The organism is Mesorhizobium sp. M0496, from assembly GCF_040321205.1.
Classification (GTDB): domain Bacteria; phylum Pseudomonadota; class Alphaproteobacteria; order Rhizobiales; family Rhizobiaceae; genus Mesorhizobium.
In genome coordinates this window covers 51,690-68,709 of record NZ_JAMYRC010000016.1, presented here as the reverse complement: position 1 = coordinate 68,709, position 17,020 = coordinate 51,690, and the positions used below count along the sequence as shown (strand labels likewise).

9 protein-coding genes are annotated in these 17,020 nt (G+C 61.9%); all 9 read left to right on the top strand.

Annotated features, from left to right (window positions below; all coding sequences use genetic code 11):
• Positions 1–165: 165 nt before the first annotated feature.
• The 9 genes from NKI73_RS16050 to NKI73_RS16010 are packed head-to-tail and all read left to right on the top strand — an operon-like array spanning position 166 to position 16,978.
• Complete coding sequence (locus tag NKI73_RS16050) at positions 166–1,401, top strand: cysteine desulfurase family protein (RefSeq protein WP_352631265.1); 1,236 nt, start codon at positions 166–168, stop codon at positions 1,399–1,401.
• On the top strand, positions 1,386–2,285 hold the full coding sequence (locus NKI73_RS16045; RefSeq protein WP_352631263.1) for a DUF4007 family protein: 900 nt from the start codon (positions 1,386–1,388) through the stop codon (positions 2,283–2,285). Before NKI73_RS16050 ends, NKI73_RS16045 begins: the two co-directional genes overlap by 16 nt.
• Positions 2,282–5,467 (top strand): hypothetical protein, encoded by a 3,186-nt coding sequence (locus NKI73_RS16040; protein WP_352631261.1) that lies wholly within the window; start codon positions 2,282–2,284, stop codon positions 5,465–5,467. The genes NKI73_RS16045 and NKI73_RS16040 overlap by 4 nt, the downstream gene beginning before the upstream one ends.
• Positions 5,464–6,288, top strand: coding sequence for a phosphoadenosine phosphosulfate reductase family protein (locus NKI73_RS16035; RefSeq protein ID WP_352631259.1), 825 nt, complete (start codon positions 5,464–5,466; stop codon positions 6,286–6,288). The genes NKI73_RS16040 and NKI73_RS16035 overlap by 4 nt, the downstream gene beginning before the upstream one ends.
• A gap of 53 nt (positions 6,289–6,341) precedes the next feature.
• Positions 6,342–8,138 carry a hypothetical protein gene (locus tag NKI73_RS16030; protein WP_352631257.1) on the top strand — a complete coding sequence of 599 codons (1,797 nt, stop codon included), beginning with the start codon at positions 6,342–6,344 and terminating at the stop codon, positions 8,136–8,138.
• Positions 8,138–9,769, top strand: a complete 1,632-nt coding sequence (locus NKI73_RS16025; protein WP_352631255.1) for a hypothetical protein — start codon at positions 8,138–8,140, stop codon at positions 9,767–9,769. Before NKI73_RS16030 ends, NKI73_RS16025 begins: the two co-directional genes overlap by 1 nt.
• On the top strand, positions 9,756–15,107 hold the full coding sequence (locus NKI73_RS16020; protein ID WP_352631253.1) for an FtsK/SpoIIIE domain-containing protein: 5,352 nt from the start codon (positions 9,756–9,758) through the stop codon (positions 15,105–15,107). Before NKI73_RS16025 ends, NKI73_RS16020 begins: the two co-directional genes overlap by 14 nt.
• Entirely contained in the window at positions 15,108–15,575 is a 468-nt protein-coding gene (locus NKI73_RS16015) for a class I SAM-dependent methyltransferase (RefSeq protein WP_352631251.1), read from the top strand.
• Positions 15,572–16,978, top strand: coding sequence for a DNA phosphorothioation-associated putative methyltransferase (locus tag NKI73_RS16010; RefSeq protein WP_352631249.1), 1,407 nt, complete (start codon positions 15,572–15,574; stop codon positions 16,976–16,978). Before NKI73_RS16015 ends, NKI73_RS16010 begins: the two co-directional genes overlap by 4 nt.
• The last annotated feature ends 42 nt before the right edge of the window (positions 16,979–17,020 follow it).

Sequence of the window (17,020 nt, the reverse complement as noted above, 5' to 3'; positions counted from 1 at the left end):
GGGTCTCAACTCGTCCGGGGACGGAGCTCACATAACATTCCAAACCCCGGTTAACGGTTGCAGGAACGAGACCATCCCTGATATCTTCCTAGATCACGGAATCGTCGAAGCGGCACCGTGACTACTGGCGCAGATAGATCGTTGGCGGTGCTAGAGGCCTATCCTATGAGCCATCGAACGTTCGGGGGATGGCGGGATGAAGTGCTAAACATCGAAATCGGTAATGAATTTTCGGCGTCCGGCACCGCGAAGGTGATTAACCTGGATGCCGCTGCGAACACTGCACCCACTGAGGAAGTGATCGAAGCAGTTATCGCCGCGCTCCGCAGCGGCGCGGCCAATCCGGCGAGCGCCCATGAGCTCGGAGACCGTTCCCGCGCGATCCTCGCGCGCGCGCGCGACAGCGTGCTGTCCCTGATAACCGGCGCGGAAGAGGAGAGCGTGACCTTTACGTCCGGCTGCACCGAGGCTAACAACACCGTCTTTGCGGGCGTTGCCGCGACTACAGTCATCACCAGCACCGTCGAGCACCCGTCGGTGCTCCGCGCGGCCGAGCGCTCCTCGTCGATCGGAGCGACCCTCCATTACCTTCCAGTCGATCGTGCGGGTATCGTAGACCTCGACCGACTTGAAACCTTGGTCAGTGGGGCACGGGGGCCGCTTCTTGTTTCGATCCAATACGCGAATAGTGAGACCGGCGTGATCCAGCCGGTCAAGGAAATCGCTGCGTTGCTGGCGACACGTCCAATGACCACGTTCCACTCAGATGCCGCGCAGGCATTCGGAAAGCTGGCCATTGATCTTTCTCCGGGCGTCGGTCCAGACTTGGTAACAGTTTCGGGGCACAAGCTGCATGCGCCCATGGGGATAGGTGCAATTGTGGCGGCATCGCGAGGCGTGTCGCTCGTACCCCTGCTCGTCGGGGGCGATCAAGAAGGCGCGCTCAGAGCCGGCACCGAGGCCGTTCCCCTGATCGCCGGTTTCGGGGCAGCGTGCAACAAGCGCGCTGATGGGCTGAGCAAATCCGTAGACCAAATGAAGGCGCTGCGCGATCGACTGGAAGCCACACTTCGCGCCGCGATCTCTGATGTAAGGCTTGGAGCCGCTGCGGAACGCCTGCCCAACATCTCCAGCGTGAGGTTTCCTGGGATTGACGGGATGTCACTGATCGCACAGCTGGACAGTCGCGGTGTCGCGGCCTCGCAGGGTTCGGCATGTGCCAGCCGGCGGCCAGAACCCTCGCACGTGCTGATCGCGATGGGGCTGGCAGAGCGCGAGGCGTTTGAGACAGTCCGCTTCTCGCTCTCCGTGCTGAATACAGAAACAGAGATCGACGACGCGGCATTGATCATTGCCGGTTCGGTCGAACACCTGAGGAGCGTCGCGTGGACACGAACTTGATGCGCTTCTCTTATGGCGGGCACGTCACGTTCCCCGTGCGTTACGGCTGGCTGCCAAAAGGCTTGTCGCGCATGCGTCAGGATGGAGCTTTCCATCCCAGTACAGACGTTGGGGACGATCTCGGTCTTGGCTCAAAGATGGTCGAGTCGCTAGGTTTCTGGCTCAAGGCTACCGGCTTGGCGCGCGATGCCGAGGGCGAGGCCCGGACCGGGCGCGTGCCGTCAGAGATCGCGGATCTCGTAATCGCCCATGATCCCTATTGTGAGCTGCCAGGCACCTGGTGGTTCCTTCATCTCGCTCTTGCGACGCGCGAGGGCACGATCTGGTCTTGGTTCTTTAACGACTATTCCGAGCGCATATTCGATCGCGCTGCCTGCGTCGAAGGTTTTCTCCAGTTTACCCGCACCAGGGCGATGCGACCAGCAAGTGAGGCAATGGCGATCAAGGACGTGGCCTGCCTTCTGAGCGCCTATGGCGCGCGACCGGGGGTTGATGTCGTTGATCCCGACGATGTCGGGGCATGTCCGTTCCGTGAACTGGGTCTCATCATTCGTCATGAACTCGTGCGGCGATACGAGCGCACTCGGACACCAGTCGGCCTGCCGGCAGAGGCCTTCCTCGCCTGCTCGTCCCTACTGGCCAAGGAAACCGGCAAAGATGCAGTCTCCCTGCGGGAACTTGCGACGCTCCGCTTCGGACCAGGCCGCGTTTTCTGCGCCGGACTTGACGCCGTCGACGAGATGGTCGGCAAGGCAGCCAGTGCCATGTGGACAAAGGGAGTTGTCGTCGAGACGCTCGCTGGAGAGCGGTATCTGCGCGCCACGATAAGGCCCATCGAGCAGTGGCTTCGCGATTACTACTTTCGCCTTGAGGCGGGAGCATGATTGGCGCTGACTTCTTCCGCTCGCTCAGTCTTATCGAGGATCTGGAGCATCCTGACCGGTTCGGGCACTATCGTCCGACCCGCCGTGCGCTTCCCATCATCACCGCGGTAGCCGAACGCGGTTCCACAACGATGGTCATCGCGCCGTATGGTAGCGGGAAGAGCCTGGCTGCGGGTGTCGCGGCGTTGGCGGTCCGCAACTCGGCTGACGACCGCCGCGCGCTCGCCGCCGTTTTGGAGCGCACCGATCAAGTCGATCCTACAGTCGGCGAGGCGTTGCGCCACCGCATCTCGACGTCTGTTCAGGGACGCGTCATCGTCCTGTCGGGGATGGTCGACGATCCGACCGCCGCGCTCGCGGAGGCGTTTGGAATGGCTCAGGCGCCAAAGACCTTCGATGGGTTCGGCAAAGCGATGCGCGACGGCGGGTGGAATCATGTCGCGATCATATGGGATGAGTTCGGCCGACATCTCGAAGGGCTGGTGGCTGATGGGAGGTCGGGCGAACTAGACGTCGTCCAGCGTCTCGCTGAACGCGTGGCGCGTGCATCTGGCCCCACTATGAGCCTCACGCTGCTCCTCCACCAGAACCTCCTCGCATATGCCACACGCCTGAACGAGACCTCGCGTAGCGAGTGGCGCAAGATCGAAGGGAGGTTCCGACCTTTTCGGATGATCGAGGACAGCCAGGAGTTTTACCGACTTATCGCCGACGTCGTCTCGGAGATGCGTCCGCCGAAGATAGCAGATATCATGGCTCCCGTTACTGAGGCCCTTGCTGACGAGGTAGTCAAGTGGAAGTGGCTCGACGGCATCGAGGATGCAGGTAAGGTGCGTGCGATACTTGACGACGTCAGGCCGTTATCAGCCGGAGCGTTGCAGGTGCTGCCGACGCTGGTCGCCCGTGTGGGGCAAAATGAACGCAGCCTATTCTCCTTCCTGCGTGAGATAGACCTAACGCGCAAGGTCGACATTGAGGCGGTGTACACGGCGTTCTCGGACGCCATGCGGACCGACGTGGGCATCGGCGGTACCTATCGGCGCTGGATCGAAACCGAAAGCGCGCGATCGAGGGCGGACACCGCGCTCAAGCGGATGCTCCTGGCGGCTGCCTGCCTTCTGCAGCTGGGAACCAGTGGCGTACGACAGCGCCTTCCACGCGACGTTCTCCAGCTAGCGGTGGCCGAGACAGAACTCCCCACCGCAGAGGTCGCGGTCGCGGTCGACGAGCTGCTTAATGCCAAGTTACTGCTCTGGCGCCGGCACACAGACGACGTGGCGGTCTGGCACGGCGCCGACGTCGACGTTGCGATCCGCGTACGCGAGGAACGGGAGCGGCGATCGAGCGCGTTCGATCTCCGGTCCTTCCTAGAAGACCGTTTTCCCGCGCCTCATCTTCGTGCACCGAGACATAACGCAGAATTCGGCGTGAACCGCTTTCTGATCGGACGCTACGCCTCAGTCGACGAACTAGCGGGGCTGCTTGAAGACGGTGATCGCGCCGAGAACACAATCATTTACGTGCTTGCGGAGGACAAGACTGACATCGCGGCCGCGCAGAAGCTGGCGAAGAAGTCCAATATGCAGGCGATCATCGTGATTCCCGACAGGCCGCTCGCTGCAGAAAGTGCCGCGATAGAGTTGACATCGATCGAGGCACTTCGCGCCGACAAGGAATTTGTGGCTTCGGATCCGATGGTGACGACAGAGATCGACGAACTCCAGTCGGTCGCATTCGAGGAGCTGGCTACCCTTCTACGGGGACTGCTGGATCCCCGCGCCACCGCTGCGAGCTGGTATGCCCTGGGTCAGCGCCTGGACATTTCGCCGGAACGGCCAGGCTCTATGGCGGCGTCGCGCCTTTTGAGTCAATGGTTCCACAAGACACCGACGATTGCGAACGAGCAGCTGATGCGCAGCACTGCGTCGCGCACGATGCAGACGGCGCGCGTTCGCGTCGTCGGGTCGATCCTCGAACGCTCCGATCGAGTGCGGTTGGGCTATGAGGAAGGCGATCGTAGCGCGGAAGGGTCGATATACCGCACTGTCATCGAAAACACAGGGCTTCGACCCGCAGGATCAACGTGCTTCGCTGATCCCGACGGAATCACTGATCCAGGCCTACAGGAAGTGTGGTTACGCATCGCCGACTTCTTCCGGGTGCCAACCGGCCGTAACAGCGGCCCGTACCGGAACCTGCACACGTTCGTGTCGACCTTGGCATCGGCACCGATGGGCGTTCCCCTAGCCGTCATTCCGGTACTGATGGCTGCAGGCTTCAAGCACTTCTCCCGCGCGGTGGCGCTCTACGACAACGGCCAATACGTCGCCGATACGCTAGGCTTCCAGTTCGACAACATGGTGTCGAATCCGAACGGGTTCTGCGTGCAGGTCCTAGACCCCACGCCGGAACTGAGTGAGTACCTCGCCGAGATCGCCTATATCTTCGCGCACGAGCGGCCAACGGCGAGCGACGAACTCGTGCGCTTCGCCTATGATGCATTGATGCGTTGGCTACTCACCGTTCCCGACGGGTCGAGACGCTCGCAAAAGCTAGGGCTGTATTCGAAAGGGTTGCTGCGGACAGTCGGAAGCACCTCTGACCCCGTGAAGCTCCTATTAGAATCCCTGCCCGCAGCGCTTGGTGCCAAGCAAGCCTCCCCGACGCTGATCGCGAAGCTTGAGATCGCGAGGAATGAGATCGATCATCTTCGCGACGAATTCGCGCAGGAAGCTGTCGAGGTGATCGCGGAAAGCTTTCGATCCACGTATCTCGGCATGGATCCACTAGAGGCGGTGACAGCATGGGCGGGTTGTTTCGACGCCGGATCGCTCGACCGTCGCGACGACCTCCGCATCGTCGACCGAGCTGTGCTACGGAAGGCCGTCGAGGCAGTAAATGGCCGCTTCTCACCCAAGTCGCTCGCGAACGCTCTTAGTTCCATTCTCCTCCAGCGCAGTTTAGACAAGTGGGACGATCGCACTTCGGCGCAGTTCAGGTCGGCCCTGCGCGACGCACGGGAGCGGATCGAGGCGGCCGCTCTTGATACCGAGACCCCCACGGCCGCGCTGAGGCCAATTGTACAGGCCAGAGTGGAAGAACTCACTCGAATGCTTGTTAAAATCGACGAGACCGAAGACAGTCAGGTTCGCAGCCTACAGGCCTCGGGGGGAAAAAGATGAGCTTACTAGCCACCAACGTCGACGACGCAGTGAAAGACACTGAGGCGCGACACATCGTGCCTGTCTCTGGCGGCAAGGACTCGTCCGCGCTTGCGGTATACCTTAAGCAACGAAACCCTGAGGTGAATTTCGAATACGTATTCTCCGACACCGGCGTCGAGCTTCCCGAGACTATCAGCTATCTCGACCGACTTGAGAACATCCTCGGCGTCAGGATACATCGCGTCTCAGCGATGGAGATGTTCGACGTGGCAGAGAAGCCAGGGCGCACGGCATTCGATGTGGCGCTGTTTGAACACTTCGCGGGTTTCCTTCCCAGCCCACGCGCCAGGTGGTGCACGCGGATAATGAAGATCGCCCCATTTGAGCGCTTCATCGGCGGCGATAGGGCGTACTCCTACATCGGCATCCGCGCGGACGAGAACCGAGCTGGCTACCTCGGGACCGGCACGGCCGGTAGTAAACCCGTCGTAATCTCGGAAAAGCCTAATATCACGCCCGTGTATCCGTACCGCGACGACGCGATCGACATCGCGGAGGTCGGACGGATCCTCGACAGTGCGGGCCTGGGCCTGCCGGATTACTACGAGTGGCGCAGCCGTTCGGGCTGCTACTTTTGTTTCTACCAGCAGATCGGCGAATGGCAGGGGCTCAAGGAGCGCCACCCGGAACTATATGAGAAGGCGAAAGCGTACGAGACGATGAAGAAGGGTCGCAAGTATACTTGGGTCGACGGCCGCTCACTGGATGACGTAGAGAATATGCCACGCCGGGCAGTCCGGTCGAAGGCTGAGGACGGCTGTGCCGTCTGCCATCTCTGATGAACGCGCAGGTCCCTAACAGGCTGGTAGACTTCCTTGCGACATACGGGCCCGTGGCCACGTCCGACAGCCTGTGCGACGAGAACGTGCGGCTGGCCGAGGGCGAGTACGGCATCGCCAGCATCAGCACGCAGGCTCCACGCCTTCAAGACATCGCTGCGGAGCTTGCCGGCGACGGTGCAAGGAACGTCATCCTCACAGGAACGGCCGGGGACGGGAAGACCTACCACATCCGGCGGTTCCTCGAGGACCACTACCCGGCCGCCCTGATTGGCTGGCCTGGAGCTGAGGGGGTGCTTCGGATCACGACGCTTGACGGCAGGGAACTCCGCGTCATCCGCGACCTGAGCGAGATATCGGATAGCGAGAAAGTTGCCGAGCTCGCTAGCTTCGCTAGCTCCCTTCTCGGAGAAGCTGACGAGCGCCTGTATCTAGTGGCCGCGAACGACGGGCAGTTGCTGAAGTACTTCCGCGACGCCGCGCGGGCTGGAGGGCCCGAGGCGGAACGCTATCGCATGCTGCATGAACACATAACCGAAATGCTGCGGGCGGAGAGCGAGACCGCCAATGGCGTATCGCTGCGGCTCATGAACCTCAGCAGGACGTGGAGCAGCGCGACCGTAGACGCCATCTTCGACGCCGTCCTCGACCATCCCGACTGGGATAGCACCTGCTCCGGATGTGCAGTCGCTACTGGCAACAACCCCTGTCCCATTCAGCTGAACCGATCGCTGCTGATGGATTCCAAAGGGGTGCCGTCCTCGTTCCGCCGCAGGCTACGCGAGTCCCTCCGTTTAGCTGCGGCCAACGATCAGCATGTGCCGATTCGGCAGTTGCTGACTCTCGTCGTGAACATCATCCTCGGCGACGCGAAGAACGCCGATCGACCACTGCTAGACTGCGCTACTGCAAAAAAGCGCGCTGCAGCCTGTGACTATGGCAGCACCAACCCATACAACAACGCGATGGGTCGCAACCTGCGGGATGACCGGCGCCGTGCGAATCGCGTGTTTGGAATCTTCGAGGTCCTCGGCGTCGGGTTTGAGACCAACAACCTGGTGGACGCGATGCTCGTCCAGCGCGAGCCTAAGCAGCTCTACGATACCCTATTCGGGCAGGAGCCGACGTACGGCTCGAACCTGTTCGACCCCCTTCGGCGAGAGTATCTCGGTGGGGGTGGTGGCGATGTGGCGATCCGAAACTTCCGCCGCGGCCTCGAGGCGCAGCGCCGACGTGCGTTCTTCTTGTTTCCCGACCACTCGAACTTCGAGGCGGCGACACCTTGGCGGCTCACGATCTTCCATCATGGTGGAGAGTATCTTGGGCTGTTGGACGCCCTTGAGGCCAATGCAGGACGGGACGTCACCGACGTGTTCACCCGTCACCTGGTGCGTGGGCTCAACCGAGCGCTCACGGGCATGATGGCGTCGGACGACAACCACCTTTGGCTGTCCGGCACGATCGGTAAGACGGACGATCCGTCCGGGCGCGTCGCGACGGTCGAGGCCGTCGACCGCACCTCCTCCACCAACCTCTCGGTCAAGCTGTCACGCGATCCAGTCACTTTACGGCCTTCCCTCGGCGTCGCTGTTCCCAAGCTCTGGGAGCAGTCGAAGATGCCGCAGCTGGATCTGCGGCCGCTTCTGTTCGAGTACTTGATGCGCGTGGCGAACGGCAGCTTGCCCGCAAGCTTCTCCCGGCAATGTCATCAGGAGATACGCCACTACGCGCTGGTGGCTACCGCTTCTATCCGCGCGATGCATGTCGAAGACGAACCTAGCCCAGAGGTCGTGCGCATGCTGTCGCTCGGTTCCCAGGGCGAAGTTCAAGCCAACAGAATCGAGATCTGATGACAATTCGGAATCAGCTCCTGCAGCTCGCCGAAGGCGCCGTTCGGGTGCCCGAGACCCAGAACCTCTCCAGCGTGAAACTATGGTGCGAGTACGCGATCTGGGGCCTGCTGTTCTACGATGACCAATCCCCCTGGCTCACGGTGGTCGAGGCGCTGCACATCTGCTTCCACCGCAAGGGACAGGGTGACCCCGTGTTTACGGCCGTAGCTTCCGTTACGTCGGCAGAGCACGAGGCCATTACCTACAGACTCCGGCTTAACAACGAGCTTCGGCACATGCTGTTCCGCGATCGCGAGGTTATCCGCATCGCCAACGGCCAGTCGGTCGATGAGAAGGCGCGCTGGCATGGATGGCTAGAGACAGTCAGCCGAGACTATACAGGCCTCGAGCTCGGGTATCTCCAAGATGAGTTTGACACGTTTGGCGAGATGGCGCGGTCGGTCGAGCTCCTGCGTACCGCTGAGATTGAGGCCCAGTCGGCGAAGCGGTGGACGTCACGGCACATCCTACCGCTCGGCCCCGACATGCTGTTCGCGGACGTCAACGACAAGAATTCGCTCGACCGTAAGTTTATGCGGCGCACGGGCGAGATGTTGTACTTGATGCTTAACCGCGCATCGCTGCGAGACGAGCTCGGCCGTCTGATCGAGACGCGCCTGCTCAACTCTGGAAGCCCCTGGAACCGACTGGCGCGCCGTATCGGAGGACCGACGACAGCATCGGTTGGTGACACGCACATCGGATATCTTCCGATGTCCAGCGCCTCAAGCTACGACCGCCTTGCTCAGGATTGGATCGCCCTGCTGTCGCTGCGGAACATCCCGGTCGAGAGCCTACTCGATCCGCTGGAGCGCGTTAGCGGGCTGATGCAGATCCTCTACATCCTGGAACGCGCCCAGGAGACCATCGGCGACAACGTCCCGGTACCGCCGTTTTTCCTTGACCTTCTCGGGGCGCCCGGCAACAACCCCATACGCAAGCTTTCCGCCAACCAGTTCAAGCGCCATCGGTCGATGCAGATCGAGGCGATCGGCGCCTTCATCGACGCCTTCGCGGATTCCGATCACTGGAGTGCCGTCCTGGCCAGTGCGGCTGGCGGGAAGGAAGCGATGGATCTCCTCGCCACGCGCTTCCGGTGGAAGCCTAGCCGATCACCCAATCCCGACTGGATGCCACCGCCCGAGGAACAGCTGGCGGAGCTGCGCACACAGGCACAGAACAGCAAGGGGCATTCGATCACCTCCACCTTCTCGAACCACGCGAAACACATCGGGATGCTCAGGGCGCAACGAAGCTCGGGCACTTGGTATGCGCCTAGCGACGCGTTTCTCGAGGCACTGGTGCTGGCCAACATCACGACACCGATGGAGTTCGGCGACTTTCTCCACCGCTTGATGACGAGATATAATATTGTCGTCGGCCCGGAAGAGGTGCGCGTAGCCTTCAACGTGAAGACAAGCGCCCTTCCAGCGCCGCTCGCAGATTTGAAGGAAAACGAGCGACGGCTCGAGGACAGGCTCCGCGTGCTCGGCTTTCTTGATCGGAAGTCCGACGACTGCGCTTTTGTCATCAACCCATTCCACAACGCCACGACGACCAGCGGAGCAGCACAACTTGTCTACGCTTGAACTGATCGGGCAGGTCGCGGCACGCCGTCTCTCCGAGGTGCGGGATTCGTCGAACGGCAGGGCGTTCTACTGCATCATCGGAATGGACGCCGCGATTACGAGCGCTATCGCGAAGAGCGTAGCGAAGGACGCCGCCGAGCACGGTGGTGGGGTCGAGGTCTTCGTCCATCCTCAACTCGCGGTCGGCGACATATCGCCTGCGATCGTCTCCGACCAGACAGCGCCTTGGCACCGGAACCATGCCACCCCGGGAATTAAGCTAACCGTTTGCACCGTTCCGCCGGATATGGTGAAGGCGACCGAGCCAACGCTGGCGCACAACTCGAAGATCGATGAGGCGTGGCTACTGCAGAATTCTGCGATCTGGTCGGCGGCGGCTCTTAAGCATAGTTCTGACGAAATCCGCAATAAATTCACCAACGTGCTGGACGGCGTGCTCGGCGCGTTCGTCGCACACGACGCAGAAACCATCGGCAACTTCGTGTCGCGCGTCGTCTTCTACTTAATTGACAAGGGCCTCGCGCCGGAGAACGCCGTCCGCGCAGCGCTGCCCGCACTGCGGCTTCCGCGCGACAGTGGCGATCCGCGTATGAAGATTACGGAATCTCCAGAGACGGCAGCGCGCTTTTTCCGCAAGATTGTCGAAGATGCGCAGCCGGCGATTTACCTGCGCGCGAAGGACGGCGACCCGCTCAACAGGGGCGAGCTGCGCCAGCGCCTGGCAGACATGAAGAGGGATGGTACCCTCAACGACGATGTGCATGACAAGCTGCAGGCACTCGTCGCAGATCGAGGCGTCCATGACGGTCAGTGGACCCCGAGCCAGCAAGCGGTTTCCGAACTCGGATGGGATCGCATTGAGCCGTTCTTCAGCGACGCAAAGCGCAAGCCGAAGCAATCGTTCGGTGGCGAGACGAAGTCGTTCTTTGATCGTCAGTATCCGGGAACCCTGAAGGCAGTGGAGGACGAGCTGCTCGCAGATCTGGCGAAGGAAAATCTCAAGCCTTCCGAGTTGGTGGATGACTTCTTCGCTAGGCATCGTCCACGGCTTCAAACGGATCCGAAGCTCTACAAACGGTGGGAGCGAATGGTTTTCCGCGCTCCGATCGAGACGAGAGACCTCGGGGAAGGTATGCTGCGCCTTGCGCATCGCGCCTTCCCTGAGACGGATGACGCCGATGGTGACGATGTCAAACGCGTTTTGTTCATCAGACTCCGGAACGCGGAGAAGATGGACTTCTGGGCATCGGAAAAGAACACGCGCATCCTGCGCTATCTGCGAGACCGCTACTGCGGGCTTCTCCAACTGCTCGCACCGCACACCGTCCTCGACTTCGGGCGATGCTGGGAGGACGGCTGGGAGCAGAACGTCGCAGAAGAGAACACGAGTAGTGGAAAGGCTGCGACCGAGCTTGAGTTCGAAGCCTTCTTCGTCACCCCCGAAGAGCTTGAGGCCGTCCTGAAGGACAGATCGAGCAAGCCGCACGCCAATCGCGCGCAGATGATCTGGAAGCCGCATGCCGAGGCGCTCGGCCTCTCGCTCTCGATCGACCTGCGTCAGATCCGCCGGCAAGACGCAGCGCAGCCGACCCATCTGATCTCCGGGCGCATCCACCAGAACCGGGCAAGCCGCAGCGCAGCGCCAAGCACAGTTGACCTCGCGCAGCGAAGTTCCGTATCGGACGCGTTTCAACAGAGTGAAGGCCTGCTCGCAAACCCCGGGCGCGAGGAGAACCGGATCGACATCACCTGGCCTAGGTCACTCGCTGCCATCGTCGACCAGGGTGTAATCACCCCAGATCAGGGGCAGGAACTTCGTTCCGCATACGACGCGTTCGTGGCATCCTACGGAGCCGCGCTGGATGCATTAGTGCGTGGCACCGGCATCGGGGCCGAGGAGATACTGCTCCAAGCCGAACTCTACGGCGACCTGCTACGAAGCGTCATGACCATAGCGCCGCAGGAGCTATGCATCCGGGACCTTCTCTCGCCGCTGGTGAGCATCGGGCTCATCACCGTCGAGGGCGAGACGCCATCGGCCATCTTGACTGCCTGGCACCCGCTGCGGCTCGCTGAGATTGGCGCCAAGGCCCGCCAGCTGGCAGACGCCATGACCGCAGTCGTTATGAGCGATCCCAAACAGCGGAGCGGGATAGAGGATTTCGTCGGTGACCGAATCGCAACGCTCGGCCGCACATACTATGGCGACATTGCCTTGTTGCCTGGCCTCGATGCTCAGCTTATCGCCGAGACCCAGGCGATCATGGGCTATAGTTTGCTGGAGCCGATTTCTGGCGGCATGCAGCACGGTGTTACCAACGAACCTGCAGATGCGGCTATCGCGGCGTTCGACCGCGTTGCCGACGAATACCTCAAGCTTCGCCCACATGAGCGCGCAAACTTCTCGGTGGTGATTCTCAACGCCGATTCCGAGAACCTTCCACTCGCCATGGCCAACGGGCTGTCGAGGCGCGTCGAGGACGATAGCGAGATCAGATGCGAACTCGTGGTAACTGATGACGACCCGATTAGACTGCGCCAGGTTTACGAGCGGCAGAACCGCCGCATAAGTCACGAGATCGACACCAGCCTCGCCAGCGAGGCAGCCCGTAACTTTCTGTCGCGCCTGCGCGTGGGAATCTTTAGCCCCGAGACGCTCGCGCAGGAAAGCCAGAAGGCGAACGACGTCGTCGTACTGCAGGACGTGATCGCGCGGAGCAGCAAGGTGCGCTGGACGAAGGGGTTCGACGACGGCACCAGTGAGGAAATCGCCACCTTCGTCCCGACGGCCCGCTCGAAGCGGCGTCCGTTTCGGAAAGGGAACACAACTTCCGCATTGTACCTCACCGCGCCGAGGCAGCCACTCGCTGGCCGGATATACGTCGACGCGCTACGCACGATCATGATGCGGGACGTGGCGACCAACCCGGAACCATGGCTGCCCGTCCAGGAAGTCGAGTTCAAGGCGGGAGAGGTCAGCCAGATCCTTGCCAAGGCCCACAAGCTCGGCAACTGGGTGATGACCTTCGACCGCGTCGCGGATCGGCGACTGATCGCCACCGACGAACGCCGCATTATCCGCTACTTCAGCGTGCCGGGATCAACGCACAACGTCATCGTGTCGACCGAGATCACCGAGCGCGAACTCGGCGACTGCATCGACACAGACGTCGGCGTCCTGCTCCAGGGGCTGGACTCAGACACGTTGTCGGCTCTTCGCCACGAGCTGTTCACACGCGCGGCACAGCTCTCGGGCGGTGTGGTGATGCGTGGCGCGCAGTGGGCTAACTACGCGCACGAACTCCTCGGCCTCGTGCTCTCCCAGCGCGAACTCGACCGCCTGCTCCGCGTGCATCGCGAGAACAGGACCGCGTGGTTCTTCCTTGACGACTACCGGGAGTGGCTGGATTTGACCGGCGAGATGGCCGACATCCTCGCAATCGACTTAGCCGTCGGTGCGAATGGACCAGAGATTCGTGTTGTGGTTGCCGAGGCCAAGTATGTCGGCCAGGACGGCATCTCCGACCACCGGAAGCGTTCGGCCAGCCAGCTCGAAGCGACGTGGACGGCGCTCAACCATCGCCTGCTCGGCGGTTCGGCCAATCTAGATCCCGCCATATGGCGGCACCGGCTCGCGGACATGGTCCTTGAGCATATGGAACCGTTCGACCAGGTCGGCGGGATCGGACAGGACCGATGGCTTGAGGGGTTGCGAGAGGGCACGTTCCCTATCTCAGTCGACGGGTATTCGATGGTGTTCAGCCACGAGCTCGACACCGTCTTCGAGCCGATGCCCCATCTACCCGACGAGGCAAAAGTGATTGCGGAACGCCGACGTCTAGCTCAGTGGGTGTTCTCAAGAGCAGAGACGGCTGAGGCTCTTCGGGGCCTCGCGAACGACACGCTGCCCGCAATGATTCACGTACCAGCTGGCTGGCCTCAGCCGAACACGGGAGCCGAATCTGGCGAATCGAAGGTGGCTTCGACGCCGCAAGGTAACTCGAGCCATGGGAGCAATAGGCCGTCGGGCGATGCACCGCCGCCACCAACGCCCGAACCTGAACCCAACAAGCCTTCGCCGACGAGCGGTGAAGCAACCGCCGAGTCGGACGATGTCAAAGTCGCGGACGAGCCGCGCGCAGCCGCTGGCCCCTGGAGCCCGCAGATCATGAAAGTCCTTGACCGTCTGCGCAACACTGGCGACGAGGCGGAAGGCCGCACCTGGCTGACCGGGCAGATCGACGCGCTGCGGGCGGCACTGCAGGCTGAGGGTATGGACGCACCAGTCATGGGTCAGCGGCTCACTCCTAATACGGGCCTTGTGTACGTGGGTGGCCGTACCCTGACGGTGGCCTGGCTTGAGCGGAAGCGCACAGATCTGCTCACGCGCTACGGCCTCGACATCGTCCGCATATCGCCTATGCCGGGTCAGATCGCCATTGGACTGCGCCGGCCAGCACGCGCGATTCTGCACCTTGCCGATGCTTGGCTTAGGCGCGCGGCGGATCCGGTCGAAGCTCAACGCACCTCGCCGCTGCTCGGTGAGAAAGAGGATGACGGCACACTCTGTTACCTGCCGCTGGCCAGTTCCTATATCGCGCAGGAACGTGCGGCCCCCCACAGCCTAATTTCGGGCACAACCGGAAGCGGCAAGGGTATCCTCGTCACTAACCTAATGCTCGATCTTTGTGCGCTCAACAGCCCGGGCGAGCTGGAGATGCACCTGATCGATCCCAAGCGCGGCGTCGACTACGCTTGGGCCCGTCGCCTGCCGCACCTCAAGGGCGGAATCATCGACGACCAAGAAGAGGCGATGCGGCTGCTCGAACGGCTGGTCGGCGACATGGACCGGCGGTACGACGAGATTAGCCGGGAGAACTGCCGGAACATTGATCAGTACAACCGCAAGATGCCGCCCGGCCGGCGGATGCCCCGCATAGTAATATTCTTCGATGAAGTCGCCAACTGGATGCAGGACGACGATTTCAAGAAGGTGGTCGATGGCCTGATTAACAAAATTGCGACCAAGTCCCGTGCCGCCGGTTTCCATCTCTTCATGGTATATCAGAGGGCCGACAACCACGTCATGACTATGCAACTGAGGACGAACCTTGGCAATAAGATGATCCTACGCCTAGGCGACGAGGGAAGTTCGCGGATCGCCCTTGGCGAGGCAGGTGCTGACCGCTTGCTCGGCAAGGGGCATCTGATCGCCAAGCTCGACACCGACGACAAGATCTATCTGCAGGTTCCGTTTATCGGCGACGACGAGGTTGAGGAGCTGGCCGACGCCGTAATCGCGACGTGGCTGGAGGCGCGCCAGGAAGCGGGGGGGTAGATGGCGCTCGGAAAGTTCGTCCGTGGCGCGCTATACGTCCACCGCGAGGCGATCGACGGTCTGGCGGAAGAAACGCGGGCGAAGGTCGACCAAGCGGTTGCGGCAGCATGTCCGCCACGGTGGAATGTTGCCCGGGTCGAAGGGGATGTCGTCGGACTGCTCGAGTACGAGGACTTCGACATCGCCGCATTCCCGTGTCTGATCGCTTCGACGCGCGTGGACCTTGCAACAGGCCGTCACACTCGGACGGACTTCAGCCGATCTAACAATCCGCTGGTGCTCCATCGCAAGGAGCAGTTGCTGATGCCGCACGATCCGCGGGTGGCCCGGTGGACCGAGAGGACTCGAAAACTCGTGGCGAAGGGCATGTTCAAGGACAGCCACGCCATCGGGCGACACAAGGCGTGGACCGAGCGGCTCGCTCAGGCGGGCCTCGCCGTCGTTGGGGATGAGGTGGTGCCCGCATGACCAGCGCGACCGTCTATCGTCATCGCACCGCGATGGTACGGCACACGTTGTCGCAGCCCATGTCCCTCGCCGTGCGGCACGGCCTCATCCGGCCAGGCGTCACGGTGTTCGACTATGGGTGCGGGCAGGGCGACGACCTTCGGGCGCTCGCCGTAGCGGGTGTGGAAGCCACCGGATGGGATCCCCACTTCGCGCCTGGAATAAGCCTGCAGGATGCCGAGATCGTCAACCTCGGCTTTGTCCTGAACGTGATCGAGGATCCGGCCGAGCGGGTGGTCGCCCTCAAAGCGGCGTGGGAGCTCGCTCGCCGTGTATTGCTCGTCTCGGTTCTGATCGTCGGTGCAGCACCCGTGGACGGCCTACGGCGATTTGGGGATGGCTACCTGACCGCCCGCGGCACCTTCCAGAAGTACTTTGAGCAGTCTGAATTCAAAGTGGTCCTGTCCCAAACCGCCGGAGTGGACCCGATCGCCCTGGCGCCTGGCATCTTCGCGCTGTTCCGCTCACCTGAGGACGAGCAGGACTTCCTGCTCGAACGACGTCGTGGGCGGCGGACATCCACGAGCAAATACCGGACCGACCGTCGGGCAAAAGTGTTCAGCGCCAAACCCGATCTTCCCGATAGGATAGGGAATGCGATCGACGCGATAGCTAAGTTCGCGCTGCAGCGCGGGCGGCTGCCTCATCCCGACGAAGTGCCGTCCGATGTGCATGATCTGCTTGCGGCGGAGCGCGTCTCATTCGCCAGAGCGCAAGGCGTCAGCCAGGGCACTCGCATCGACGAGCGGCTGTTCGAACGGGCGGCAACCGACCGTCGTGAGGACTTGCTGGTTCACCAGGCGTTGAATCTCCTTAACGGCTCACGATCGGCCTCCCGTCCTAGCCCGTCAATGGTGCGGGACATCCGCCATCACTTCGGCAGTCAGCAGCAATTTGCCGAGCAGACGCTCGAATACCTTCATGCTCTTGCGGATCCACAGCGGACCGCAGCCGCCATGCGCCGCGCCGCTGATAACGGCCTCGGGGCGATCGACGAGGATGGTCGCCTGGTTATCGACAGCAGACGCGTCGTCGACCTAGAGGGTGTGCTCAGGTGCTACGTGGGGTGCGCGGTGCACCTTTCGGGTGACATCGACCACGAGCATATCGTCCGGCTAGACCCATTGCGCCGTCGCACGACACTCTTTTCTCTCACGGCCAAGCGCCAGCCGTTTCCGGAGACGAGCACGTCGATCACGATCGACCTGAAGCGGCAGGACGTGATAATCCGCGACGACCCCCGCTTGTTGGTCCGCAAAGCGGACGTCTTCGGGATGGCCCCTCTATCGCGGCAGCGGTCGGCCGAAGCGGATCGGCGCAAATTAGGCGGTTACGATGAAGATCGAGTGCTAGTCCGAATGTGACTTCGGGGCGCCTTACTGTGCAAAGTTGGGCTATTATCACCA

Bases quoted from the DNA above. Each gene is read 5' to 3' on its own strand.
- NKI73_RS16050 (WP_352631265.1), top strand. From the start codon at position 166: ATGAGCCATCGAACGTTCGGGGGATGGCGGGATGAAGTGCTAAACATC.
- NKI73_RS16040 (WP_352631261.1), top strand. From the start codon at position 2,282: ATGATTGGCGCTGACTTCTTCCGCTCGCTCAGTCTTATCGAGGATCTG.
- NKI73_RS16035 (WP_352631259.1), top strand. From the start codon at position 5,464: ATGAGCTTACTAGCCACCAACGTCGACGACGCAGTGAAAGACACTGAG.
- NKI73_RS16025 (WP_352631255.1), top strand. From the start codon at position 8,138: ATGACAATTCGGAATCAGCTCCTGCAGCTCGCCGAAGGCGCCGTTCGG.
- NKI73_RS16015 (WP_352631251.1), top strand. From the start codon at position 15,108: ATGGCGCTCGGAAAGTTCGTCCGTGGCGCGCTATACGTCCACCGCGAG.
- NKI73_RS16010 (WP_352631249.1), top strand. From the start codon at position 15,572: ATGACCAGCGCGACCGTCTATCGTCATCGCACCGCGATGGTACGGCAC.